Raw genomic sequence first — 22725 nt, 5'->3', positions numbered from 1 at the left:
AAATGATCGCGAAGAAGATGCAGGCGGCCCAAATCGTTCCGATCAGCTGGCAAAGGAGGACTTCGACCACGGCAGGAAAAGGAAAGGGGAGGGGGCCGGAACCCCCTCCCCGGTTTGCTTAGGACGAGGTGGCCACCTTCTTGCCGTTGCGCAGCAGGAGGGTGATGACCACGATAACCCCAAGGACTGCGGCGACGGCCGCACCGATGGTCCACATGTGACCGTCGATATCGCCGATTTCGCTGGTCATCGCGGACACGAGCGATTCGGCGGTAGCGCCCTGTGCATGCGCTCCCGTGGCCAGAGCCAGAAGGGCACCCACGGCGAGGGCCTGAGTGGAGTTGAACATGTTGCGGCCCTTGGCAAGGCCAAGGCTGACGGTGTTTTGCAGTTTGCGCATATGTTGCGTTTCTTTGGTTTCCCGGCCTCCGCCAACCGCGGCGGAGAACCGAAAGCGTTAGCCCTGCCTTCTGCCGAAATGCAGGATGATGAAAATGACGAGGGGCACCAAAAGGAGCCGGAGGGTTGACCACATGGCCATTGTCTGAAGTTCCGCGGCCTCGATGAGGTCAACGGGAGGAACCACGGAGAGAGGTGTCATGACGTGCGGCGAATCCGCGCAATGCGGAGGCGATAGCGACACCACCATTTCACGATCCACACGATTGCGATCCAGACCACCACCTTTGCCCACGGTCCGAACTGCGCATCTAACCAATCGTTCAATGGAAAATGTCAGTTATGTTTTGTTAAAACAAGGAAAGGAGAGGGGGAGCGGGGGACGCACGTTCCGTGCGTCTCCCCGCTTCCCCCTCTTGCTCAGGCGTCGATGTCGAACGCCAATTGGCCGTTGTAAATCCGGCCATTCACCACGCGGAAAGTCGCACGACTGCCGACGAGGATCTGGCCGTGCTCGTCGGCCTTGTCCTTGCGGATAGTGCATTCCACGGCCTTGTTGCCGGTCCAGATCTGGAGCTTACGATTCCAGAACTCGTAGGGTTTCCCGTTCTTACCTTGGCCCTTGAACTCGCGCGGATCCTCGACGGCAAGGACCATCCCGGTGATACGGACGCCGTTATCTAGCGAATTTAGGAGGTCCGCAAAGTCTGCCCCTCCCTTTGCAATCTCTCGGCTGCTAGATGACTGAACCGGTTTTTCTGGAGCAGATGGTGTAGCTGACATGCGTTGTGTGTCTTGGATTGGATTAAGAAGGCCGGGATTGCGTAGGAATTCACGCCCAGCCCGACCGCTGCGCCGTGAACGGTGTGCCAACCAACTAGGTTCCAGAAATCACCGGAACGGCACGAAAGCTTGACGACTGAACTTGCAACGTAGGTCCCGCCTGAATCGCGAGCTACTACTTGCACCGTACTTGAGATCCGCTCGGCTGTGACGCGGACCGGGAAGGGGATCTGCCAGTTTTGCTGGGGCTTGCGCTCGACTTCTTTGACCGGCTCCGGGCTGGTGTAGAACCCTTTGGACGTTTGCCAGAACCGGACCCGCGCGAAGCTGGAGGGCTTGATTGCCCGCTCCCGTTGCTCGATGCCTTCTTCGTCCTTCCAGCGGACGGTGACGGTCTTGATTCCAAGGTGGTCCAGAAACCACCCGGGAGCCACAGCTGCTCCGCTATAGTTTTCGATGTCGTCTTCGTCGACCTGGACTGCGGGCTTGAAGGCGTATTTGAACTCATAGAGGAACTCATCACGATCGATCATTTTGACGTTGGCCCGGCCCAGTCCCCAAAGCCGGTTGATCAGCGGGAAATCCTCGTCCTGATCGAACTTTTCGGTGCGTGCCACGAACAGGTGCCAGTGCGGCCACCCGTCCTCATGAAATTCGAATTTCCATGCCCACTTGTGCTCATCGGACCACAGGCCCGCCTTGCGGCAGGCGAACATGAACCGGCGCAGATGGTCTTTGCCCTCCAGATAGCCGGCGAGGGGGCTATGCTCGAAAAGCTCCCGGTTCAGGGTGAGCGTGATCATGCGCCAATGCTTCATGCGGGGCATGCCCTTGCGCTCGATGGCTCGGCGCTTTTTCGCGACGCCTCCGGGCGTCAGCCAATTCGGGGAGTCATAGGCCCGCACATGGACAAGGCGGGAACGGAGCGCGGCGGCGGATTGCCTGCAATGGATCCCGGCATCATTGGCCGGAACGCGAGAAGGGCTCAATTCGCCGCCGCGCAAAGACGGGGATTGTTCCCGGGAAAGTCGATACGCACTCCCGCGGTGCTCGCCCTCAAAACCTATGTCGGCGATCATGGGCAGGCCTCCTCTCTGGCTTGGTCGAAGCGCTTCCGCCAATAGCGGTTCAGCCCCTCCATGAAGAGGACGAGGGACACGCCGCCGATCAGGAAACCGAGGGCGAACGAGAGAAGGATAGTCCCGAAAATAACGGAACGATCATCGGCGTGCAGCCGAGTTAAGATAGCCTGCAGCTCACCATATGGAGGACCGGAGACCAGCAACAGCGGGCCTAATCCACGACACGGGCAATCCTCTGCGCCGCTATGTTGCTTTGCTTCCTTCCGCATCCCCGTGCCGTGGATAGACCCCGGGCGGGAATATGCGTACGGTTATCCTTAGACAGGATTCCGCGCCCGTTGCCTTGTGCTGTGCTTCCTTACGTTTCATTCGGCTGCTAAACCGACCGGCTGCTAAACCGGGCAACTGCATTGGCAGCTACAATTCGAGGAAGAACAAATTCACCTAGGGACCGTCAACGCAGAAATACTAAAAAATCAAACCAGTAACGTAACCCTACGAGGCGGGTGACGGTGGACCCTGCAGATCAATGCCATATAGTTCCCTGAGGCTTGATATAAAATCCGCCTCGCTAAAGCCGGCCCGGCGAGCTGCCACCAAACATGCGTCCAGCCCGGCGATCCCCATATAATAGTCTGTGGCTAAGTTCCGCAACTCCTGCGCATCCCTTTTTGTTACTCGCGGCACTACCGCCACAGAGGCCTTGGCTGCGCTTTCAACTCGAGCCAATCGATTGTTCATGGATCTAACAGACGAAAGCACCTGAGACAAAAGATCATTTGTGTCGGGTTCTGGCTCTGGACCTACGGTTGGTTCTGTAGCAGCAATGATTTGCGCCATTCCTTGGGAAAACTTGTCCCAATATGTATCGAAGACCTCTTTCAGTACGCTTTCGGACAAACGAAGGGAAGGGGCCAGCTCTGCGTTCAGCGTCTCTATTAGAGCGAACATGCTGGTCCTGTCGGTGGCGAACGTGTGGTTAAACTGATCTAGTGGAGGATCCAAATCAGCGGGCTCCAAGTCGATCAGGAGCGTGCATACTTTGCTCACTCCTTTGGCAAGTGCTCCTGCCTCAAAGAGGATCCAAGGATTATTCTTATTCTCCTTCGTCAGGCAAATGATCCCCATTTCCGAGGAATCTAGGGCCACACCAATTTCCTGCATCCATCGCACGCCCCGGGGCAGATCACGAACAGAAATCCACGGGTCTGAAGCCTGAATCACACACTTTATCCACAGCTTCAAGAGCTTGGCGATTTCGCGACTTCTTTCCTGAGACCAGCTTACGAATACCTTCATAGTGAAAAGAACGCCCCGGGGTGTTAGCAGACACCCCGAGGCGAAATAGGTCCGAGGTGTTAGCAGGCACCTTGGACTAGTAAGGAACCACAGCAAGCAACACGGGCGTGAGCTTGTGCAGATGGCGGGTGATTAACACCCAAGGTCGTCAACGTCAAAAAGAGACTTGCCGGAATGCCCAATTTCTGCATTCCGCATTACATGCATTGTAACAAGTTGATCTGGCACCGCGCCGGGAGGATGAAATCGCTCGCGGGTGGGCTTCCAAGCTTAGGAATTGGGCCCTTAAGGCTGTGGGTCGAAACCCTCCAAGAGTCTGTCCATCGAAGAGAACCAGCGGCTCGGGGTCCCGATCCCAGGCCAGGAGCCAGCAGCAGACTTGGCTTCTGGGCGGAGGCTTGGAAGCTGGATGGATTGGAACTTTGATCACCGTCTGAGCGGTGCGGTGTGAGACCCTTACTCCAGAAGCTAACCGCACCCTCAGTCAGTTGAGGACGGGCCGGCTCGAGCCCTGAAGCCGTATCTGGAGTTTGGCGTTACCAACATGGCGCGGCTCCGGGCCGCTACCGAAGGAGGCCTTCGATATCGTCGGCGGTCCAGTTTTGCGGGATGGCCTCGGTGCTGGTGTCGCCAGTGGCGGCTTGGATGACGGCGCGTTTGCGCTCTTGGAGGCGGCGGACGCGTTCCTCCACGGTGTCACGCGTGAGGAGCCGGTAAACGGTGACGGGCCGGGTCTGGCCGATCCGGTGGGCGCGGTCAGTGGCCTGGGCTTCGACGGCAGGATTCCACCAAGGATCGAGGTGGATGACGGTGTCGGCGGCGGTGAGATTCAGGCCGTAGCCACCAGCCTTCAGGCTGATCAGGAACACCGCCGGGCCATCGTAGGATTGGAAAGAATCGACCAGTTCCTGGCGGTTCCGGGTGCTACCATCGATACGAAAAACCTTCTGGGAGCCCTCAGGAACACGCTTCTCGATGCGACGTAAATTTTGAGAAAATTGGCTGAAAACCAATGTTTTTTGTCCATTCTCAGCTCGCTCCGAAAGCAGCTCCAACAAACGCTCGATCTTCACCGCGTTTGATTTATGCTCCTCTTTCAAATCCAACAGGCCGGGATCGACGCAAACCTGACGAAGACGCAGGAGCAGCGTGAGCAAATGCATGCGGCAGGCCCCCTCTCCTTGCTTGTCCCGGATCTGCTCCAGCTCCTGCAGGCCGGCACGGGTAAGGCTGGTATAGAGATCCGCCTGATCCTCGGACAGAGTGAGCCACTCGTCGATCTCAACCTTGTCCGGAAGATCCTTCGCAACCTGATCCTTCGTCCGGCGCAGGACGAATGGCGAGGTCCGGAGGCGCAGGCGATCAAGCAGGCCGCGTGGCGTCTGACCATCGGCCGCGGCGGGAGCCTCGTAACGCCCCTTGAAGTCGGCGCGGTTCCCCAAGTAGCCGGGCGCGATGAATCGAAAGATTGACCAGAGATCCTGCATCCGGTTCTCCACGGGCGTGCCCGTCAGGGCGATACGACCGCGGGCTTTCAACTTGAACAGCGCCTTGCTGACATCCGCGTCCGGATTCCGAAGGAGGCTGGCCTCATCTGCCACAACGAGCCGGTATTCCCTGCCAAGGTGGAAGGCGAGATCCCGAACAAGGGTTCCGTAACTTGTGACAATAACGTCCGACTCCTCCGCCTGCTGGCGAAGCTTATCGCGGCTCTGCCCATGGAAAAGCAGCACTCTGAGTGACGGTGCGAAACGTTTGATTTCCGCAATCCAATTCCCCAGAAGCGATGTCGGAGCGACCACCATAGCGGCAGCAGGCACCTCAGGCTCAGATTGCTTAAAGTGATTGATTGAAGCGATAGTTTGCAAGGTCTTCCCGAGACCCATTTCATCAGCCAGAAGAGCGCCGCCGAGTCGTTGCAATCGATCGTTTAACCAAGAAGCTCCTTCCTCTTGATAAGGGCGGAGCGAGGCATTTAATCCATCGTTCGAGATTTTCGTGAATCGATGATTATCAATATTATGTTTATCGCTGATTTTCAGCGATAAAGATAATATTTCCCGCAAATTTTGGAACAGCAACGCAGAGGCACCCTGCAGCTGGAACCGCTCATCCGGACGGCCGATACCGAGCTCTTCGATGAGTGGATTCACCAGCTCCTCAGCGTTGCGGCGGACGACGAGGTCCATCCCGTTTGAAAGCTTCACGCTCCGCTTGCCACCGCGCAGGATTCGGCGGATTTCAGCGCTTGGAATATGCTTCCCGCCCCGGGTCTGGAACGACAATTCAAACACCAATGAAGATCCGTGATCGGCGACTTCCCGGATCTCTGGAGAGACCACATGAACCCTGCCCACAGCCGTACCGAAACGTTCGCTTAGCTTCACCGACCAGCTGCCTCGGAGGAGGGGCAGCCCATCAGCGATGAGGCCGAGAACCTCCTCCCTACCCCGCATCTGGAAGCGGGCGGGATTTGCACCGGCGGAGAAGCCTAGGGCGAGAAGGCGGCGGCGGGCTTGTTCCTCCGCAGTGGGATTTCGCGCCTGAAGGTGGCCGTCCGGGGCGAGTCGAGGCAGGCCGGAAATGGGATCCCCGACAGGCGGAATGGGTGTGGCAGGCAGACCGGGGTAGCGAACGCGAAGCAGGGCCTCGACGGCATCGAGCGAGCCATCGAGTTCGACCCAGAATTCCGGTTGGGCACCGGCGAGGCGGAGTGTGCCGAGCCAGCCCGGCTGGGGCGGCTCGAAAAGATCCATCCAAGCATCGTAGTCCTCGAGGAAGCGCTCGACCGGGAGTCCGATGCGGCCCTTGTCGAGGAGTTCCGCGAGCTGGCGCATCCAGAGCGGGTTCGCGGATTTGGCAGGAAGCCGCGCGGCGGAATCGCGGGAAAGAAGTGCCGGGCCTTCGCCCCAGAGGACGAGGGTCTTTCCGGCGGACTGCCCTGAGGTGAGATCGAGCACGAGGCGATCCCCCTCCAAGCGGCTATCGGCGAGCCGAAGCGGCGGGCCGGGGTCTTCTTCCAAGCGGAAGCTTCCCTTCCGGCTATCGATCGCAATCCGGGGATGACCCGCGGCCAGATCCAGGAACTCCGCGAGATCCGATCCGCTGAGGCGCATGGGGTGACTCTTCACACCAGCTGGGACTTTTCGCGCGGCGAGCCAGGCGCTGAGGACGGGGTCCTGCGGCGCGGGAGTGCCGGTGGTGGCGGCGAAGCGGAGGGACAGCTTGCCTTCCGGCCACTCGGTCTCAAGCCGGGGTGAAAGGTGGATTTCCCAAGCCTGCGGAGCAATTGGCGGCGCGGCCGGATCCGGTGAGGCAGCGAGCGGAGATCTTCCGGCAGCGGCACCGGTGACGGCCGGCTTCAGGGAACTGAGGAGGACAGCTACGGCGTGGGCGCAAACGCCGCCGGTGGCACGGAAGTCCGGGCAGCCGCACTGGACGCGGACATCGGAGGGCCCGGCGATCTTTACAGTGGGCCGGAGATTGAGACGGCCCTCCCGGATGTTTGCCTGGAGGACATCACCGGCGGCGGATTTCTTCAGCTCGGTGACGAGACCATTGTCGGCCATGGTCTTCCCCTCTTTGAAGGGCTTCCAGCCAGTCAGGCTCCTTATCCAGTCCTCCGTGATGTCGATCGCCATGCCGCGGGCGGACTAGAGGACGGGATGGGTTTCGGGGAAAGGGGAAAATGGATTGAGAGGGGCAAGTCCGGAATACACGGGATGCCGAAGGAGTGAGGATAAGGGAAAGACCCCAGTTTTTCTTCCCGCGAAGAGACTCAGAAAGCCACAAAGTTTAACAGGCGGGAATCGGTAGTGTGGGATGGCGGGGTAGATGCGGGTAATAAATACGGATTATGAGGATTCGGCGGATTCACGGATTTTGGCTCCAGGTGATTTATTTTATTATTATGGATGACAAGCCACCCAAAGCTCCGACTCTATTCCACCATATCCCCATTCCCTATTTTCAATTCCAATGTTGGATTTAATTTTGTGACAGAAAACGAAACAGTAGACCCGCTGTCGAGTTTAACGAATTCATAGACACCCGGAAATCCGCGCCAAGATACCTTGCCGACATCATCGGTGACGAGGGTAAGGTTAGTTGTCCATTCGTGACCGAGCCATTGCTCTATAACTTTTCCGCGGGTAGTTGCCGTCCAATCCTTGCGATATGATGCGGCCCCGGGTTTCCAGTGGCGACCTTCCCAGAAACCCCACCATAAGAATCCGGTATAGGCCGGGTGACTGAAACAGGCAATAAGGAGATCCCTTGTATAATCGGCAGCGAGCTCGTCGTCATTCATGGTCACGATGTCAAACTCGGTGATGACTTGGTGCGGGACAAGGGTCGCAAAGCGTTCAGTGACGGCGAAGACCTGCTCCGGCGAGGGCAGATAGCTGTCATCGACATGCGCCTGGTTGCCGAGGCCGTCCACGCGGAAGCCGTCTTGTTTGAGCTGTTGGATGTAGGCAAACGTGCCCTCCGGCTCGTGCCCGGGCCCGAAGATCTTATCCTCGTTTACGTAGAAAGGCAGGTCGCTGTGCTTTTCGGCGAGGTGATAGATTTCACGGTCGAGCTTGGCGAGGCCAGGCCGCTGGCTAAGGAGATCGGCACCGCTCCAGGCGACAGGGTGATTGATGACGTCCCATTCGCAGACGCGCTTGTTCGCGAAGGCGAGGCGCTCTGTCGCTGTATCGATGAAGTGCTTGCGGATCGCATCGGGGTCGGTGACTTGGGCAAGATTCGAAGGTGTGGCGACCTGCATGAGATAGTGGCCACGGATGGAGATATGGCGCTGCTCAAGCCAGGTCATTGCTTGATCGAGACGCTTGAGGTGCTCCGCCTTGCCGCTGGCGTTCGCTTCCCACCCGAAGTCCTTCAGGTCGTTTTCGAAAACGACGCGGCTGAAGTAGCGGTCGACAATTTCCCGGTAGCGGCGGCCGTCTTCCGTGTCCGCTGTTAGAAGCTCCGCGGTGACAGCGGAGCCGAAGCCGAACTCATGGCGGCGGAGCTTGAGGTGGATCTTGGTATTCGCGAGCGGCTTGCCATCGCTGGCGAGGATCGTGAGCGATAAGTCGGCCTTGCGTTGCTTCTCGATGCGGTCGAGCGCGACCTTCCGCCATGAGGCATCGGGCTCGCGACCGGCGTAGGTGCGGCGGATGCGCGGGAACTCGGAGGTATCGGTGCCCGCGGGATACTTTTGGGTACGGACCGACGCGATCTCGATGGCCTGTGTCTTTGCAGCGCAGAGGAGGGCTAGCGAAGCACCGCCCTTCCCGACTGGCTGGGTGATTCGGAAGGTGATCGGGTATTCTTGCCAAGCGGTGCCGGGTTCGAAGGCGATGGAATCAGCGGCGGAAGTATAAGGGGCTTCCGCGAGCTGGATCTTCGCTTCGATTTTACCGGGAGCTCCGGCGGTCGAGCGGGCCTTGATGATGGCGAGGACGAAGTCTCCCGGAGCGAGATCGGATAAGGGGATACTCGATGAGATCTGAGCGAGGAAGGGCTTGGCTTCGTCGGCCTTGGTGATCTTGAGTTGCTGGACCCCTTCTTCGACAGGAGATGAAATGCCCACGGCGGGATCGACCCAGGATTTGAGGGGCGAGCCGTCATTCAGCGGAGTTCCGCCGGGCGGGAAAGCGGGATCCGCGAGGACCGGGAGGCAACCAAAGAGACAAAGGATGGAGAAAGCGAGGCGTCGCATGAGCAGGGCGAGACTACGCCGGAACGCCGCGAAACTCGCTTGAGGGGTGTGGTATGCCAAAGCTAGGGTGGATGATTTCCCCGCATGATGTCGCCCGGATCATGGGCGGAAACGCGGGTTCCGGGCCTCCGGGGGGCCAATTCGCCTATCCCTCACGGTTTTGTTTGCAAGGACTCCCGCGTGACGGAAGACTCCGCCCCGCTCGTTCCGTTCGCTCGCCAGATGAAAGTTGTCGCTGTTGCCAATCAAAAAGGAGGCGTGGGGAAAACCACCACGGCGATGAATCTTTCCGCCGCGCTCGCCATTCGCGGACAACGCGTGCTTCTCATCGATCTCGATCCGCAGGCCAATACCACCAGCGGCCTCGGCCTGGATGTGGATGGTGAAGCGACGGTCTATCCTGCACTGCTGGGTCAGGCAAACGTGCGCGACAAGATCATGGCTTCGGGCCGGGAGAACCTTTCGGTGATCCCTTCCCACATGGATCTGGCCGGCGTGGAAATCGAACTCGCGCGCGGTGACGACCACCTCGTCCGCCTGCGCACGCACCTACAAGGCCTGAAGCCGAACGATCTCTTTGATTACTGCCTGCTGGACACCCCGCCCTCGCTCGGCGTGCTGATGACTTCCGCGCTGGCCGCAGCCGATGAGATCCTGATCCCGCTCCAGTGCGAGTGGTTCGGTCTGGAAGGTCTGGCGAAGATCGTTCACGTGATCGATCAGATCCGCGAGTCCGGCGCAAACCCGGATCTCACCTTGGAAGGGATCGTCATGACGATGTTCGACGGCCGCACGAACCTGGCGAAACAGGTGGTGGACGAAGTGGGCAATTACTTCCCCGATCAGCTCTACCGCACGGTGATTCCGCGGACCATCCGCATCGGCGAGGCGCCGAGCCACGCGAAGACGATTTTCGAGCATGATCCGGAGGGAATCGGTGCCCGTGCCTACTACGGTCTGGCGGACGAGTTCCTGACCCGCCACGCGGCGGTGGGCCCGGTCTTGGCGTCGAATTGAGCGCTTGAGCGTCAGTCAGTGGGAAAACTCCCCTGCCCGCCCGCGGAAGCCATTCATTCTCTTTGTAGAACGGGCATTCCCGCTTGACCCCAAGGGGCTCGGATCGCCATAGTCCCGCGGCTACCCGATTACTCGGGTAGCTTGAATTTTTCGCTCCCCTGCGATCGGCGGGACGGTGCCGCGCCGGGGTAGTGACGACCGTCATATTTCCTTTTCCAAATCTTTCACCATCAGAATGTTTGCTCGATTATTCGGCAGCTGGTTTTCCAACGACATCGGCATCGATCTCGGCACCGCCAACACCCTCGTCAACGTCAAGGATCAAGGCATCGTCCTCCGCGAACCCTCGGTGGTCGCGGTCAAGGCCGGGACCAATGAAGTTCTGGCCGTGGGCGACGACGCAAAGCGCATGCTCGGCCGTACTCCCGGCAACATCGTTGCCATCCGCCCGCTGAAGGACGGCGTGATCGCCGACTTCGAAGTGACCGAGGCGATGCTCCGCCACTTCATCCGCAAGGCGAACAACAACCGCCGGCGGAACAACCCGCGCGTGGTCATCGCCGTGCCTTCCGGCATCACCGAGGTGGAACGCCGCGCGGTGAGCGAGTCCGCGGAACAAGCCGGCGCCCGTGAAGTCCACATCGTGGAAGAGCCGATGGCCGCCGCGATCGGCGTGGGCCTGCCGGTGATGGATGCTTCCGGTAACATGATCGTGGACATCGGCGGTGGCACCACCGAGGTGGCGCTGATCTCCCTGGGCGGCATCGTTTTTGCACGCTCCGTGCGGACTGCAGGCGACGAGTTGGATGAGTCCATCGTCTCCTACATGAAGCGTGCGTATAACCTGATGATCGGGGAACGCACTGCGGAAGATATCAAGATCCGCCTGGGCTCCGCGGCACCGCTGCCAAAGGAGATCACCATGGATGTGAAGGGCCGTGACCTGGTGGCCGGCCTGCCGAAAACCATCACCATCACTTCTCAGGAAATCCGCGATGCCATGGCTGACCCGCTCACCACGATCGTGGACGCGGTGCGCACGACCTTGGAGCGCTGCCCTCCGGAACTCGCCGCGGACCTTGTCGATCGCGGCATCGTGCTGGCAGGCGGCGGGGCCTTGCTCCGCGGGCTCGACCGCCTTCTCCGGGAGGAAACGGGCCTGCCGGTCCATGTCGCGGAGGATCCCCTCAGCGCCGTGGCGGAAGGCACGGGCAAGATGCTACAGGAGATCGAGGTGCTGAAGCGGGTGACCACTTCTTCCCACTACTGATAGGCGCTCCTCGCCATGAGGCCGCTCAATCTCATCGCATTCCTGCTGTTTCTGGGTGGTGCCGTCTGGGCACTCACCCAGAGCGAGCGTTCCGTACGCGAGATCCAGCGGACCTACTATGCGTGGCTGAGTCCCTTCCTCACGACCGGCTCGAATCTCGAAACGAAGGCTCGCGCCTTCCTCGAAGAAGCTGACCACTCGGAGAAGCTGGAAGCCGAATTGGAAACCATCCGCACCGAGCACGCCCGCCTGCGTCAGGTAGAGGCCCATTCGCTGGAGTTGGAGGCGGAGAATGCACGCCTGCGCCGTGCGTTGGATTTCCAGAAGCGCATCGATTTCAAGGCCACCGCGGCCCGCGTGATCCGCCGCCAGCCCACCACCTGGTGGCAGACGGTGGATATCGACCGCGGCTCGAAGTCCACCGGGGATCCGGTGAGCATCCATCAACCGGTGGTCGCCGATGGCGGATTGGTCGGAAAGGTGGATCGCGTGGGAGACTTCATCTCCTCCGTGATCCTGCTGACCGATGAAGCCTGCAAGGTTTCCGTTCAAATCGAGGGCACCCCGGAAGTGGGCATCCTCAGTGGCCAGCGCGGCCAGTATGAAGCCGAGCCGCTCCTGCGGCTGCGTTTCCTTTCCACCAAGGCCCGGATCAGTCCGGGCACACGTGTCTTTACCACCGGACTGGGCGGGCTTTTCCCGCCAAACCTCCTGGTGGGCAAAGTCGAGTCGGTCATCCCTGGCCCGCTCGACACCGAAGCTTTGGTCCGACCCTCGGTCGATTTCACGGATCTAAGCACGGTGTTCCTCCTTCCGTCGCCATGATCTGACCCGTGATCCGATATTCGTTCAGCCTGTTGATCCTCGTCCTGCTCGCGCTCATCGCGCAGCAGTTCATTCCCGTGCTGACCGGCTTGTACAATTCGCGGTTGCTCTTGGTCACACTGGTCTTCCTCTGCGCCTCCGTGACGGTACGGCCGCCGGTGATGCTGATCCTGGCCTTCATCTGTGGCTTCCTGTGGGATGCGCAGAATGCCCTGGGTCCCGCGGGCGGTGATCCGGAGGTTTACAAGTATCCGGCGGAGTCGTTGCGCTTCGGTTACTCGATCGTGCTCTACGGCGCCATCGGCTACCTCATGCAGGGCATCCAGCCTCTCTTCCGCGAGGGCAAGTGGCAGTTCTCCACCTTCCTCGTCGGGGTCTCGATCTTCGTCTATCTGATTTCGGAATATCTCATCATCAACTTCGTCCGCGGCGACTTCCAGTTTTCCCGCGCCACCTTGCTGCAGATTACCTTCACTTCGATCCTCACCATGCTGTTTTCTCCCGTGGTCTTCTGGGCACAGTTCCAGATCGCGGAGCGGTTCGGCCATGAGATCCGGTTTGAAGGACTGAAGAAGAAGAAGCGCCGCCGCGTCATTGCCTGACCGCCATGGAACCACGCTACCGACTTCGCGTTTATCTTCTGACCGCCTTGGTGTTGCTCGGGTTCGGGGCCTTGTTGTCCCGTCTCTACGAGTTCCAGATCAAGAAGCGGGAGTTCTACAAGCAGCAGGTCCCGGGGAACCGGCAGATCAAGATCCGCGAGCCCGGAATCCGCGGTGCGATCAAGGATCGCAATGGCGTGGAGCTGGCGCGGAACCGCCGCACTTACGAAGTGTCCTTCAATCTGCAGGAGATCCACGAAGCCTATCGCCTCCAGCGCGACAAGGATCCGACGGTGGATGTCGAGACCACCGAGAAAGGGATGCCGCGCGCCAAGACGGAGTCGGACATCCTCAAGATCGTGAAGGAGCGGATCATTCCCCCGCTCCAGGATCTCGGCCTCGCCAAGGACTTCAATTCGGAAGGTCTGGTGACCCACTACAAGACCCACGGCGGTCTGGTCCCCTACACTTACACCACGGACATCGACTACGATCAGTTCGCGCGCTTTGCGGAGCACTCGCTCGAGCTGCCGGGCGTGTATCTGAATGTCCGGCCGAAGCGCGAGTATCCCTACAAGGCGCTGGCCTGCCACATGCTCGGCTACCTCAGGCCATGGGCCAAGGGTGATATCCCGGAGGATGCGCGGCGCCAGTTCGGCTACCAGTATGTCGGCGACGACAAGGGCGTGGCCGGTCTGGAGTTCACGATGGACGACGCCCTGCGCGGCGTGACACCAGCCAACCCGAACGGGGCTGAAGGCTGGAAGGTCATCGTAAAGAATGAGAAGGGCAAGATCGTCGGCGAAAAGCCGATCGACGCCAAGGATCCGGGCCTCGGAGCCGATGTTACCCTGACCATCGATGCGGAGATCCAGTATCTCCTTTCAAATGTCCTGCGTCGCGCAGGCAGTGCCTCCGGCGTGGTGATGGATCCGCGCACCGGCGAGATCCTGGCAATGGCCTCCGTGCCGGATTACGATCCGAACGACTTCATCGATGGCATCACGCAGGCGAAGAGCGATGCCTACTACAAGGCGAAGGTTCAGCCGCTGATCGACCGCACCATTAGCCCCTTCGTCCCCGGTTCCACCTTCAAGATCCCGACCGCCCTCGTGGGCGCTACGAAAGGCCTGGCCTCAAAGACCTACAACTGTAGCGGCTACGTCTCCTATGGCTCGCAGAAGGTCGGCTGCTGGATCGCCCAGAAGGGTGGCAGCCACGGGTCGCTGCCCTTGCCGAAGGCAATCCAGGTTTCTTGCAATCCCTACTTCATGCAGCTGGCCGGATCGATCACCGGCGAAGGCATGGCGGATGGTTTCCGCATGCTGGGTCTGGGTGAAAAGACCGGCATTCCCCTGCCCAATGAGCATCCGGGCCTGGTCACCGGTAGCCGTGAGTGGAAACGCCTGCGACCGAATGCCCGCCTGACTCCGATCGATGTCGGTTTCCTCGGCATCGGCCAAGGCAATGCACTGGCGACACCCCTGCAGCTCTGCGCGGTCACGGCCTGTGTGGCGAATGGCGGGAAATACTATCACCCCCGTCTCGTGAAGCGCGTGGTCGCCAGCGATGGCAGCGTGGTGGTCGACGATGTGCCTCGCCTGAAGGTGGACCTGATGAAGGAAGGCATGAAGCCCGCAGACCTGGAGCTGCTGAAGAAAGGCATGTGGATGGCCGTCAATGAAAGGGGCGGCACCGCAGGCCGTGTGAAAGTCGCCAATGCAGGCATCGAAGTCGCTGCCAAGACCGGCACGGCCCAGGTGAACAAGGTGCTGGACCTCCACAACGCATGGACCATCGCCTTCGCCCCCTTTGACAATCCCCGCTATGCGGTCTGCATGCTGGTGGAAAACGGCAAGGGCGGCGGTGCTGTCGCCGGTCCTCTCGTCAATCTCCTGCTCAGCGGCATCTTCGCGAAGGAGGAAGGCATGCGCCTGCCGATCCACCCGCTCGATCCCGTCGTCGGCAATACCGATCCCATCAAGGAGATCGCCCTGCCGGAGAACATCCTAGCCGCGATCGACGTCACCGAAGACGACGGTGAGACCGGAAATGAAGCCTCCGAAGCACTGGAAGCCACCGGCACCAAGCCGGAAGATCCTCAATTGATTCAACCCACCATCACCCCAAAACCAACCATCAAACCGGAAGCCGATGCGGAAGGAACTCTGACCCCGAGGGGTCAGAAGCCTCCGAAGAAAAATCGCTAACTCCACCTATCACTTTCCCTCTCCCATCAAATCCATGATTCAGAAAATCAAACGCTTCCTTGGAATCGGGAAACCGAATCCGAAGGAAGGCAACACCGTCATCGTCAACGTCGAACGGCTTGAACGCCGCGTCGCCCTCCTCGATAACGGGGTTCTCGAAGAATATACCGTCGAGCGCGAAGGCGAACAAAACATCGTCGGCGGGATCTTCAAGGGCCGCGTAAAGAACATCGAGCCGGGCCTCAAGGCCATGTTCGTCGACATCGGCCTCGACAAAAACGCTTTCCTCCATTTCTGGGATGCCATTCCAGCTGCCCTTGACGCCGGTCTCGAAGAGATCGAGCGCGCGAGCAGCAGCAAGAAGAAGCAGCAGCAGAAGATCACCTCGAAGGACATCCCCAGCATCTATCCGATCGGATCGGAAATCATGATCCAGGTGTCGAAGGGCCCCATCGGCACGAAGGGTCCCCGCGTCACGACCAATATCTCCTTGGCCGGCCGCTACCTGGTGCTGATGCCCTTCACCGAGCAGTTCGGTATCTCCCGCAAGATCGAGGATCCGAAGGAGCGCCAGCGCCTGCGCAAGATCATGCAGAAGCTGAGCGTGCCCGAAGGCATGGGCATCATCATGCGCACCGTGGCCCACGGCACCCGCGCCCGTCACTTCGTGCGGGACCTCGCGATGCTGATGGAGCAGTGGCGTTCCGTGGAAGACAAGCGTGACTCCGGTCCTGCTCCGCTCTGCGTCTTCCAGGAGCCCGGCCTGATCGAGCGTACCGCCCGCGATTTCCTGACCGATGAAGTTGATCAGGTGCTTTGCGACGACGCCCAGACCACCGAGTTCATCCGCGAGATTGCCGGAAAGGTTTCCCGCCGCGCCAAGCGCCGCATCCATCACCTGCCGACCACGCAGCCGATCTTCGAAGCCGTGGGGATCCAGAAGCAGATCGATGAGGCTTTCTCGCGCCAGGTGTGGCTGCCTTGCGGCGGTTACATCGTGATCGACGAAACCGAAGCGCTGATCTCTGTCGACGTGAATACGGGCCGCAACCGCGGCTCCAAGGACGTGGACAAGATGATTCTCGAAACCAACGTCGAGGCGGCCCAGGAAGTCGCCCGCCAGCTGCGCCTGCGCAACATCGGCGGCCTGGTCGTGGTGGACTTCATCGACATGCGTCATCGCAAGGACCAGCAGACGGTCTACAAGGCGATGAAAGACCGCCTGAAGAAGGACAAGGCGAAGACGCAGGTCCTGCAGATTTCCTCCATCGGCCTGATGGAAATGACGCGCCAGCGTCTCAACGAGTCCCTGCGCGATACCATGTTCGAGCCCTGTCCTTACTGTCAGGGACGTGGCCGCGTGAAGACACCGATGACGATGAGCGTGGAGATCCAGCGCCGCATCGTAACCGTCATTCACAAGCACCGCGACCAGGCCGGCGACCTCGTGGTCGTGGTCAATCCGGACGTGCTCAACCGCTTCAAGACCGAGGACGGAAAGCACCTCGTCGAACTGGAACGCCAGCACTCCGGCCGCCTCATCTTCCGCTCCGATCCATCGCTTCACCGCGAGCGCTTCGTCATCGTCGATGCCGCCACGGAGAAGACGATCGACCAAGCTTGATCGAAGCTTTGACTCCAAACGCCGCCCTCGCAAGGGGCGGCGTTTTTTTGTGAGAAACAGCCCTACTTCTTTTCCCGAATGTCGAAACGAACTCCCTTCACCCGTCATCGATGTGAAACCGGCCACCGTGGCCCACAACAACACCGATCATGAAATACGCCTTACTCGTCCACCAATCCCAGGAACACTTCGACCGCCGCGACGACGGAGCGGCACTCGCCGCCGGAAGAGCCTACGGCGAAGCCCTGATGGCTGCCGGCATCTTCGTCGGCGGTGCCGGGCTCGGCTCGCCGGAGAGCACCACCACCGTCACGATACGCGATGGCAAGCGGCAGGTCCAAGACGGCCCCTATGCCGAGACCAAGGAATTCCTCGCCGGCTTCGGCATTATTGATGTCCCGGACCTCGACACGGCCTTGGAATGGGCGGCACGGCATCCTGCCGCCTCCTTCGCGCACATCGAAGTCCGTCCCTTGCTCGGCTCGCATTTCGCCACTGCACCAGCGAAAGCCTGATCGAATGAGCGGCAGCGACACCCATGCCACGGTCGAAGCGGTCGTGCGCGATTCCTACAGCCGGCTGGTCGCGTATCTCGCGGCCCGCTCGCGGGATGTCGCCGCGGCAGAGGACGCCTTGGGAGACGCCTTGGTCGCAGCGCTCAAGCGTTGGCCAGACGAAGGCATTCCGCAAAAGCCGGAGGCATGGTTGTTGCACGTCGCCCGTCATCGGCTCATCGATGCCGCGCGACGCAGCCAGGTGAGGCAAGCTTCGCAGGAGCTCCTCCAAGTCGCGGCGGAAAGCGCGGAGGCAGTGCTTGATTCGCCGGAGCCCTTTCCCGATGAGCGGCTAAAGCTGCTCTTTGTCTGCGCTCACCCGGCGATTGATCCCGCGGCGCGAACGCCGCTGATGCTCCAGGTGGTGCTCGGCGTGGACGCCGCGCGCATTGCTTCCGCCTTCCTCGTTTCGCCAGCCGCGATGAGCCAGCGCTTGGTGCGGGCGAAGAACAAGATCCGCGAAGCAGGCATCCCGTTCCGCGCTCCCGAGCCTCCGGAATGGAAGGATCGGCTCTCCTTCGTCCTCGATGCCATCTATGCGGCCTATACGAGCGGCTGGGAAAGCGTAACTGATCCGGGCTCAACCCAGCACGCCTTGGCGCGCGATGCGATCTTGTTAGGCCGAATGCTCCTGAAGCTTGTCCCCGAGGAACCGGAAGTCCTCGGCCTGCTGGCCCTGATGCTCCATTGCGAGGCCCGGCGCGAAGCCCGATATGACGGCGAGGGACGCTTCGTGCCACTGGACCGTCAGGCGCCGGAACGATGGTCCGGTGCGATGATCGAGGAAGCGGAACAGCTGCTACGCCGGGCCTCCAGCGCGAGATCGATCGGCCGCTATCAACTGGAAGCCGCGATCCAATCGATCCATGCGAACCGCCTGCCGGACGGTGGCATCGACTGGCCCCAGATCCTTCTGCTCTACGAGGGATTGATCCATTTCGCACCGGGCATCGGCTCCATGGTCGGCCGCGCCGTGGCCATGGCACAGAGTGGCGATGCCGCGGCGGGCTTGGCGGCGCTCGATTCCATTCCGGAAGACCGCATCGGAAACTATCAACCCTATTGGGCAACACGTGCCCACCTTCTCGCCCTGCTAGATCGAGGACAGGAGGCTCGCGAAGGCTTTCAGCGTGCCGCCGCGCTTACCGACGACCAGGCCCTGCGCGAGCATCTCATGCAGCGGGCGGACAGCTGTTGGAAATAGGGCCTGCCGATCTCTGGCATCATCGGAATGACGAAGCCCCGCCGCGACGAAGCCCCGCCGCGACGAAGCGCGACGGGGCCACCATCCGATGCTATGAAAAAACAGTCCTTTATTCGGCCTTCACCTCAATCTGGCGCGGACCGGATTTCTCCACCTTCGCGAGATGGATGCGGAGCAGACCATCCTTGAACTCAGCCTCCACCTTCTCGGCATCGACCGTGTCGGGGAGCTTGAAGCTTCGGGAGAACTGCCCGTAGGCGCGCTCCACGCGGTGATACTTCTTCCCGTTCTCCTCCTTCTCGAATTTCCGTTCCCCGCTCAGAGTCAGCTGACCCTTGTCGACGGTGACGCGGACATTTTCCTTGGTGACCTCGGGAAGCTCCGCGGTGATGAGGAATTCCTTCTCATCCTCCACGACGTCCACGACCGGCACCCAGTCGGCAACAGCAGTAGGCTTGCATTGCCCCTCGCCCTGCGCAGGAGCGGTCTGAAGCGCGTGAAAGACGCGGTTCTGAAATTCCTGGACGTCGCGAAGCGGATTCCAATGGGTCAGTATTCTCATGGTCTTGATTTAGTGTTGATAGGTTGGTTTGAAGCTCGATCAGCCGCGTCTTGCGGCGACCTTATGAAGCCCATATCGCAAGAGGGATGCCACTGGCCCACATCCACCCAATGCATTGGTTTTCAATCAATCTAACAACCCACCGGGAAAATCCGATGCGACAGTTTGCCCAACAAACATGACAAGCTTGTCCCATCCGAGAGACACATTGACCGAATCAACACCCGACATCCGCCGAGCCTCCACGGCAGCGTCGGAAAGCACGCGGAAACAGACCTACTTCCCGTCCCACTCCTTCCGGACGATCTCCGGGACTTCATTTTCGGCGAGCCACTTTCTGACGGCATCCGGTTCTTTCGAGAACCACATCTCCAAGGCCACGCGGTAGCGGTTCAAGCGCAGGGATTCGCTCTGATGCAGCGGGATCGAAGCCAGGATCACCTCCGCATCTTCCACCCGTTCACACAGGAGCAGATCGGAGAGGAAGGGCTGGCCGACTTCCTCCGGCCACTTCTTGTAAAGCTCCAGCGCCTCCGCCAAGCGCGCAGACCGATAGTAATGCATCATTGCCGCACCCAAGGCGGCCTTGTGGCTTGGTCCCTCCTCCATCGCATCGAAGGCGGCCATCGCCTCCGCCTCATTCTCCTTCATCCACGCCGCGTAAATCATCGACTGTCCCTGCGCCCCCACCTGCTCCGGAAAGTCCGCCGCCACCACCAGCTTCTGCTGCATGTCGGGCAGCCCCTGCATCAGCATCCGAACCACCGCCTCCTTCAACCAAGGATCGAGTGATCCGACCCATGGCTTCAGGGTCTCGTAAGGAGCGGTAAACTTCGTCTTCAGGTAAGGTGCCACCATCCTGCGCTCATTCTCGGGAATGGCCTTCAGCAAGCGCTCCAAGCGAGGCAGATCTCCGCCGAGACGATTCATCGTGCTCCCAACCAGGTTCCTCCAAATCTGGATCTCCTGCTTCCCTTCCGGAGATTCCAAATACGCGAGCGCCCCATCGGGATCGACCGACAGCCAAATCTCCATCACGTAATCCGTTCCAACCTTGTTCTCGATCGAATAGGTCATGGCGGTCAGGGGATCCGACTCCGCCCAAGCATACATGATCACATCCCAACCCGAGAAGCCGCGGCGGACGCCAAGTTCATCCAGCGCCGTCAGGGCGCGCCTCCAGTCCTCGGGATCCTTAAAACCGGCCGTCAGCGCCAACAGCGCCTTCGTCCGATCGATCGTGGTTCCCAAGGCGAGAATCGCACGCAACTGGCTGACCAGCGGAGACGAGTCGCCCGGTCTCGCCATCGGCTTCGGCAGAGCGCCCCGCGCAACTTCTGGCGCAGGGTCACCAAGGGCCTTCGCAGGCTTGGCAGGCGGCAGTGCTGCCGCGCCCCCCTTCTCATCCACATAAATCCTGCCGCCCACGCAGAGCGCGGACAGGAGCAGGAGCCCCGAGACGGCGTAAAGGGTGGCACTTTCCGGCTTCATTATTCCGCTTTGTCTTGTGCTGTTAGAACTGCCTCCCGGACAGCGGGCGAAAGGTCGTGGCTGTCCATCCACTTGCGGACCTCCTCCCCGCCCCACCGCTTCCAGAGTTTCAGGCGCATGATCTGGGCCTCATCCCGCAGCTTGGTATCACTCATTTCAAAGAGCATCTCATCGAGCGCATGGGGCACCGGAATCTCGTCCGCCAATTGAGCGAGGAGCTTGTCGCTCTTCATCCCGGGGTAGCGCTTGAGCAGGTCCATGCTCAGCTCCGGCCGCTCACTGCCTGCCCGGAGGCACAGGGTCGCCGCGGCCTCATCGCGGAAAGGTCCCTCAGGCACCTTCTCCAGACTCGCCAGAGCGGCGTCCGGTGCTTCGTAATACCAAAGGGAGAAGAGATTCCCGAGAGGCTCGATCTTCCGGGCCCCTTCATCGGCGAGGAGCAACTCGATCGCCTTATCGCCCCGGCCATCGAGTACCAGCCCGGTGGTGGACCACGCCGCCAAGGCGCTGCACATCGGCCCCGGCTTTACGGCGTCCAACAGCTCTGCGACCTTACCTGAACCATCCATGCTACTGGCCAGGAAAAGCAGGGATTGGGTCCGCATCTTTTCCTCGGGCACGTGGTCCAGCGCCTTCACCGCGGCCGCGGGATCCCTTGCCGCTATGCCACCGACCACCGACAACAGCGCGCTCCGCTTGGTGTCATCGGTGAAGGGCTGCGGCACATTTTGCAGCACCCAATCGACCGCGGCTTCCGGATCGAATTCTCCCCAGGTGGAAAGGATCACGGCGTGTGGCCCTCCTTTCGTCGTCTCCATCGACCACGCCAGCGCCCCCAAGGGATCTACCTTTGTCCACGCTTCCAGGAGCATCGTGAACTCCGCTGTTGAATCGGCGACCTTCAATTGCTGGAGCTGGCCCGCGGTCTCTGCGATCTCCTTGGACGAAAGCGTATCGATGAATTCCAGGAACTGCCGCGGGCGTTCCAGTTTCCCGGGGATGGCCATGATCTGGCGGAGCTTTTCCAATCGCTCCTCCGCGCTGAGGCCGCTGCCGCGTTCTCGGCGGGCGGCGGCCTTGGCATCACCCGCGGCGGCGCCGGATGCGGAGGCAAGCGCGATCCCTGCTGGTGGAAGCGGTGGACTACTACGGATGGCGTAGCCCAGCGATCCGAGGAAGACGAGGGCCGCAGCGGCGACAGCGGTCTTTTGCGCGGTGGTCATGGCAAGATGGAGGTTCAGGCCCTGAGGGGCGGCGGGAAGGATTCCCTTCGCCGCGGCACTCACGGAGAGGATCATCGATCCCGATACCGGCGGTGCGGCATGCGCGGGCAGTAGCGCGGCGAGCGCGACCGCGGAGGTGGCGATGCCCTGCTTGGCGAGCAGCGCGCGGAGCTTTTCCAAGGCACGGGTGGCACGCTTCTTCGCCGCGGCCTCGCTGAGGCCGAGTTGCCGGGCGATCGCGGCATGAGGTTCATTCCGGTAGAAGCGGAGCAGGACGAGATCGCGATCGGCCGCGGGCAATCGGTTGACGAGGGAATCGACAACAGGAGCCAGCGCCGACCAATCGGGTGGCGGCGTGGGATCGGAGTCCATGGCGGCAGCGGCGTGGGTAGCGGACTCCCGCTTCTTCCGGCGTTCCTCCCCGCGAACCATGTCGATCGCCAGATGATGGGTCACGCGGTGGAGCCATGCGGAAAGGGAAAGGTCCCGCGGGATCAGGGCGGCCCGCCGGGCCAGACGAACGAAGGCATTCTGGGCGACATCCCGTGCCAGTTCTCCATTCGCCGTGACCCGGCGGGCAACTCCATGAACCACTGCCAGGTGGCGCTCCACCAGCATCCGGAAAGCAGCCTCGTCACGGTTCGTGACAAAGCGGTCGAGCAACTCCCGGTCGGATAATTCCATGGTTCAAGGGATATCCGGCACGCATGGAAAAAGGAGACAGGATTTGGGGGAATTTTTTACAGGAAGAAAGAAGCCAGGCGGCAGCGATGCCACCAATGCTCCTGCAGGGCACCGTCCTCTTCCCAACCACCCCGGGCTATTGAAAATTGCCCCTTCAGGCATTTAGAAGAGCAGCTGGTAATCGGT

The 22725-nt window shown here is 60.6% G+C and carries 17 protein-coding genes; 8 read left to right on the top strand and 9 right to left on the bottom strand.

The window, feature by feature from the left end; all coding sequences use genetic code 11:
* Positions 1–118: 118 nt before the first annotated feature.
* The 6 genes from HHL09_RS24895 to HHL09_RS24870 form a co-directional block, all read right to left on the bottom strand.
* The gene (locus HHL09_RS24895; RefSeq protein ID WP_169457365.1) at positions 119–349 is read right to left on the bottom strand and encodes a hypothetical protein; all 231 of its coding nucleotides are present in this window, start codon (positions 347–349) and stop codon (positions 119–121) included.
* A gap of 470 nt (positions 350–819) precedes the next feature.
* Positions 820–1056: a hypothetical protein gene (locus HHL09_RS24890; protein WP_169457364.1), complete on the bottom strand. Its 237-nt coding sequence runs from the start codon at positions 1054–1056 to the stop codon at positions 820–822.
* Between the two features lie 32 nt (positions 1057–1088).
* The gene (locus HHL09_RS24885; RefSeq protein ID WP_169457363.1) at positions 1089–2261 is read right to left on the bottom strand and encodes a rolling circle replication-associated protein; all 1173 of its coding nucleotides are present in this window, start codon (positions 2259–2261) and stop codon (positions 1089–1091) included.
* Between the two features lie 498 nt (positions 2262–2759).
* Positions 2760–3563, bottom strand: coding sequence for a toll/interleukin-1 receptor domain-containing protein (locus tag HHL09_RS24880; protein WP_169457362.1), 804 nt, complete (start codon positions 3561–3563; stop codon positions 2760–2762).
* Between the two features lie 563 nt (positions 3564–4126).
* The gene (locus tag HHL09_RS24875; RefSeq protein ID WP_169457361.1) at positions 4127–7204 is read right to left on the bottom strand and encodes a DEAD/DEAH box helicase; all 3078 of its coding nucleotides are present in this window, start codon (positions 7202–7204) and stop codon (positions 4127–4129) included.
* 299 nt (positions 7205–7503) lie between these two features.
* Entirely contained in the window at positions 7504–9273 is a 1770-nt protein-coding gene (locus HHL09_RS24870; protein ID WP_169457360.1) for an endo-1,4-beta-xylanase, read from the bottom strand.
* 222 nt (positions 9274–9495) lie between these two features.
* Between HHL09_RS24870 and HHL09_RS24865 the strand changes: the two genes are divergently transcribed.
* From HHL09_RS24865 to HHL09_RS24830, 8 genes are all read left to right on the top strand, one after another.
* Positions 9496–10290, top strand: coding sequence for a ParA family protein (locus tag HHL09_RS24865; protein WP_169457359.1), 795 nt, complete (start codon positions 9496–9498; stop codon positions 10288–10290).
* Between the two features lie 235 nt (positions 10291–10525).
* Positions 10526–11560 carry a rod shape-determining protein gene (locus HHL09_RS24860; RefSeq protein WP_169457358.1) on the top strand — a complete coding sequence of 345 codons (1035 nt, stop codon included), beginning with the start codon at positions 10526–10528 and terminating at the stop codon, positions 11558–11560.
* Between the two features lie 15 nt (positions 11561–11575).
* Positions 11576–12385, top strand: a complete 810-nt coding sequence (mreC, locus tag HHL09_RS24855) for a rod shape-determining protein MreC (RefSeq protein ID WP_169457357.1) — start codon at positions 11576–11578, stop codon at positions 12383–12385.
* Positions 12386–12393: 8 nt separating this feature from the next.
* Entirely contained in the window at positions 12394–12987 is a 594-nt protein-coding gene (locus HHL09_RS24850) for a rod shape-determining protein MreD (protein WP_169457356.1), read from the top strand.
* A gap of 5 nt (positions 12988–12992) precedes the next feature.
* A complete protein-coding gene (locus tag HHL09_RS24845; protein WP_169457355.1) occupies positions 12993–15197 on the top strand; it encodes a penicillin-binding transpeptidase domain-containing protein in 2205 nt (734 codons plus the stop codon).
* 34 nt (positions 15198–15231) lie between these two features.
* On the top strand, positions 15232–16821 hold the full coding sequence (locus HHL09_RS24840; RefSeq protein WP_169457354.1) for an Rne/Rng family ribonuclease: 1590 nt from the start codon (positions 15232–15234) through the stop codon (positions 16819–16821).
* Positions 16822–16970: 149 nt separating this feature from the next.
* On the top strand, positions 16971–17336 hold the full coding sequence (locus HHL09_RS24835; RefSeq protein ID WP_169457353.1) for a YciI family protein: 366 nt from the start codon (positions 16971–16973) through the stop codon (positions 17334–17336).
* A 4-nt stretch (positions 17337–17340) separates the two neighbouring features.
* Positions 17341–18579, top strand: coding sequence for an RNA polymerase sigma factor (locus HHL09_RS24830; RefSeq protein ID WP_169457352.1), 1239 nt, complete (start codon positions 17341–17343; stop codon positions 18577–18579).
* Positions 18580–18688: 109 nt separating this feature from the next.
* On the opposite strand, the gene HHL09_RS24825 is transcribed toward HHL09_RS24830, so the two are convergent.
* The 3 genes from HHL09_RS24825 to HHL09_RS24815 form a co-directional block, all read right to left on the bottom strand.
* Positions 18689–19141, bottom strand: a complete 453-nt coding sequence (locus HHL09_RS24825; protein WP_169457351.1) for an Hsp20/alpha crystallin family protein — start codon at positions 19139–19141, stop codon at positions 18689–18691.
* Positions 19142–19417: 276 nt separating this feature from the next.
* The gene (locus HHL09_RS24820; protein WP_169457350.1) at positions 19418–20632 is read right to left on the bottom strand and encodes a hypothetical protein; all 1215 of its coding nucleotides are present in this window, start codon (positions 20630–20632) and stop codon (positions 19418–19420) included.
* Positions 20632–22539, bottom strand: coding sequence for an RNA polymerase sigma factor (locus HHL09_RS24815; RefSeq protein WP_169457349.1), 1908 nt, complete (start codon positions 22537–22539; stop codon positions 20632–20634). Before HHL09_RS24815 ends, HHL09_RS24820 begins: the two co-directional genes overlap by 1 nt.
* Positions 22540–22725 lie beyond the last annotated feature (186 nt).

Origin of the sequence: Luteolibacter luteus, from assembly GCF_012913485.1 — a bacterium.
Classification (GTDB): domain Bacteria; phylum Verrucomicrobiota; class Verrucomicrobiia; order Verrucomicrobiales; family Akkermansiaceae; genus Haloferula; species Haloferula lutea.
This window is presented reverse-complemented; position numbering and strand designations above follow the sequence as displayed.

What these genes read in the sequence shown, in the direction of transcription:
- HHL09_RS24895 (WP_169457365.1), bottom strand. Translation starts at nt 349, where the DNA reads ATGTTCAACTCCACTCAGGCCCTCGCCGTGGGTGCCCTTCTGGCTCTG.
- HHL09_RS24890 (WP_169457364.1), bottom strand. Translation starts at nt 1,056, where the DNA reads ATGGTCCTTGCCGTCGAGGATCCGCGCGAGTTCAAGGGCCAAGGTAAG.
- HHL09_RS24885 (WP_169457363.1), bottom strand. Translation starts at nt 2,261, where the DNA reads ATGATCGCCGACATAGGTTTTGAGGGCGAGCACCGCGGGAGTGCGTAT.
- HHL09_RS24880 (WP_169457362.1), bottom strand. Translation starts at nt 3,563, where the DNA reads ATGAAGGTATTCGTAAGCTGGTCTCAGGAAAGAAGTCGCGAAATCGCC.
- HHL09_RS24875 (WP_169457361.1), bottom strand. Translation starts at nt 7,204, where the DNA reads ATGGCGATCGACATCACGGAGGACTGGATAAGGAGCCTGACTGGCTGG.
- HHL09_RS24870 (WP_169457360.1), bottom strand. Translation starts at nt 9,273, where the DNA reads ATGCGACGCCTCGCTTTCTCCATCCTTTGTCTCTTTGGTTGCCTCCCG.
- HHL09_RS24865 (WP_169457359.1), top strand. Translation starts at nt 9,496, where the DNA reads ATGAAAGTTGTCGCTGTTGCCAATCAAAAAGGAGGCGTGGGGAAAACC.
- HHL09_RS24860 (WP_169457358.1), top strand. Translation starts at nt 10,526, where the DNA reads ATGTTTGCTCGATTATTCGGCAGCTGGTTTTCCAACGACATCGGCATC.
- mreC (WP_169457357.1), top strand. Translation starts at nt 11,576, where the DNA reads ATGAGGCCGCTCAATCTCATCGCATTCCTGCTGTTTCTGGGTGGTGCC.
- HHL09_RS24845 (WP_169457355.1), top strand. Translation starts at nt 12,993, where the DNA reads ATGGAACCACGCTACCGACTTCGCGTTTATCTTCTGACCGCCTTGGTG.
- HHL09_RS24840 (WP_169457354.1), top strand. Translation starts at nt 15,232, where the DNA reads ATGATTCAGAAAATCAAACGCTTCCTTGGAATCGGGAAACCGAATCCG.
- HHL09_RS24835 (WP_169457353.1), top strand. Translation starts at nt 16,971, where the DNA reads ATGAAATACGCCTTACTCGTCCACCAATCCCAGGAACACTTCGACCGC.
- HHL09_RS24830 (WP_169457352.1), top strand. Translation starts at nt 17,341, where the DNA reads ATGAGCGGCAGCGACACCCATGCCACGGTCGAAGCGGTCGTGCGCGAT.
- HHL09_RS24825 (WP_169457351.1), bottom strand. Translation starts at nt 19,141, where the DNA reads ATGAGAATACTGACCCATTGGAATCCGCTTCGCGACGTCCAGGAATTT.
- HHL09_RS24820 (WP_169457350.1), bottom strand. Translation starts at nt 20,632, where the DNA reads ATGAAGCCGGAAAGTGCCACCCTTTACGCCGTCTCGGGGCTCCTGCTC.
- HHL09_RS24815 (WP_169457349.1), bottom strand. Translation starts at nt 22,539, where the DNA reads ATGGAATTATCCGACCGGGAGTTGCTCGACCGCTTTGTCACGAACCGT.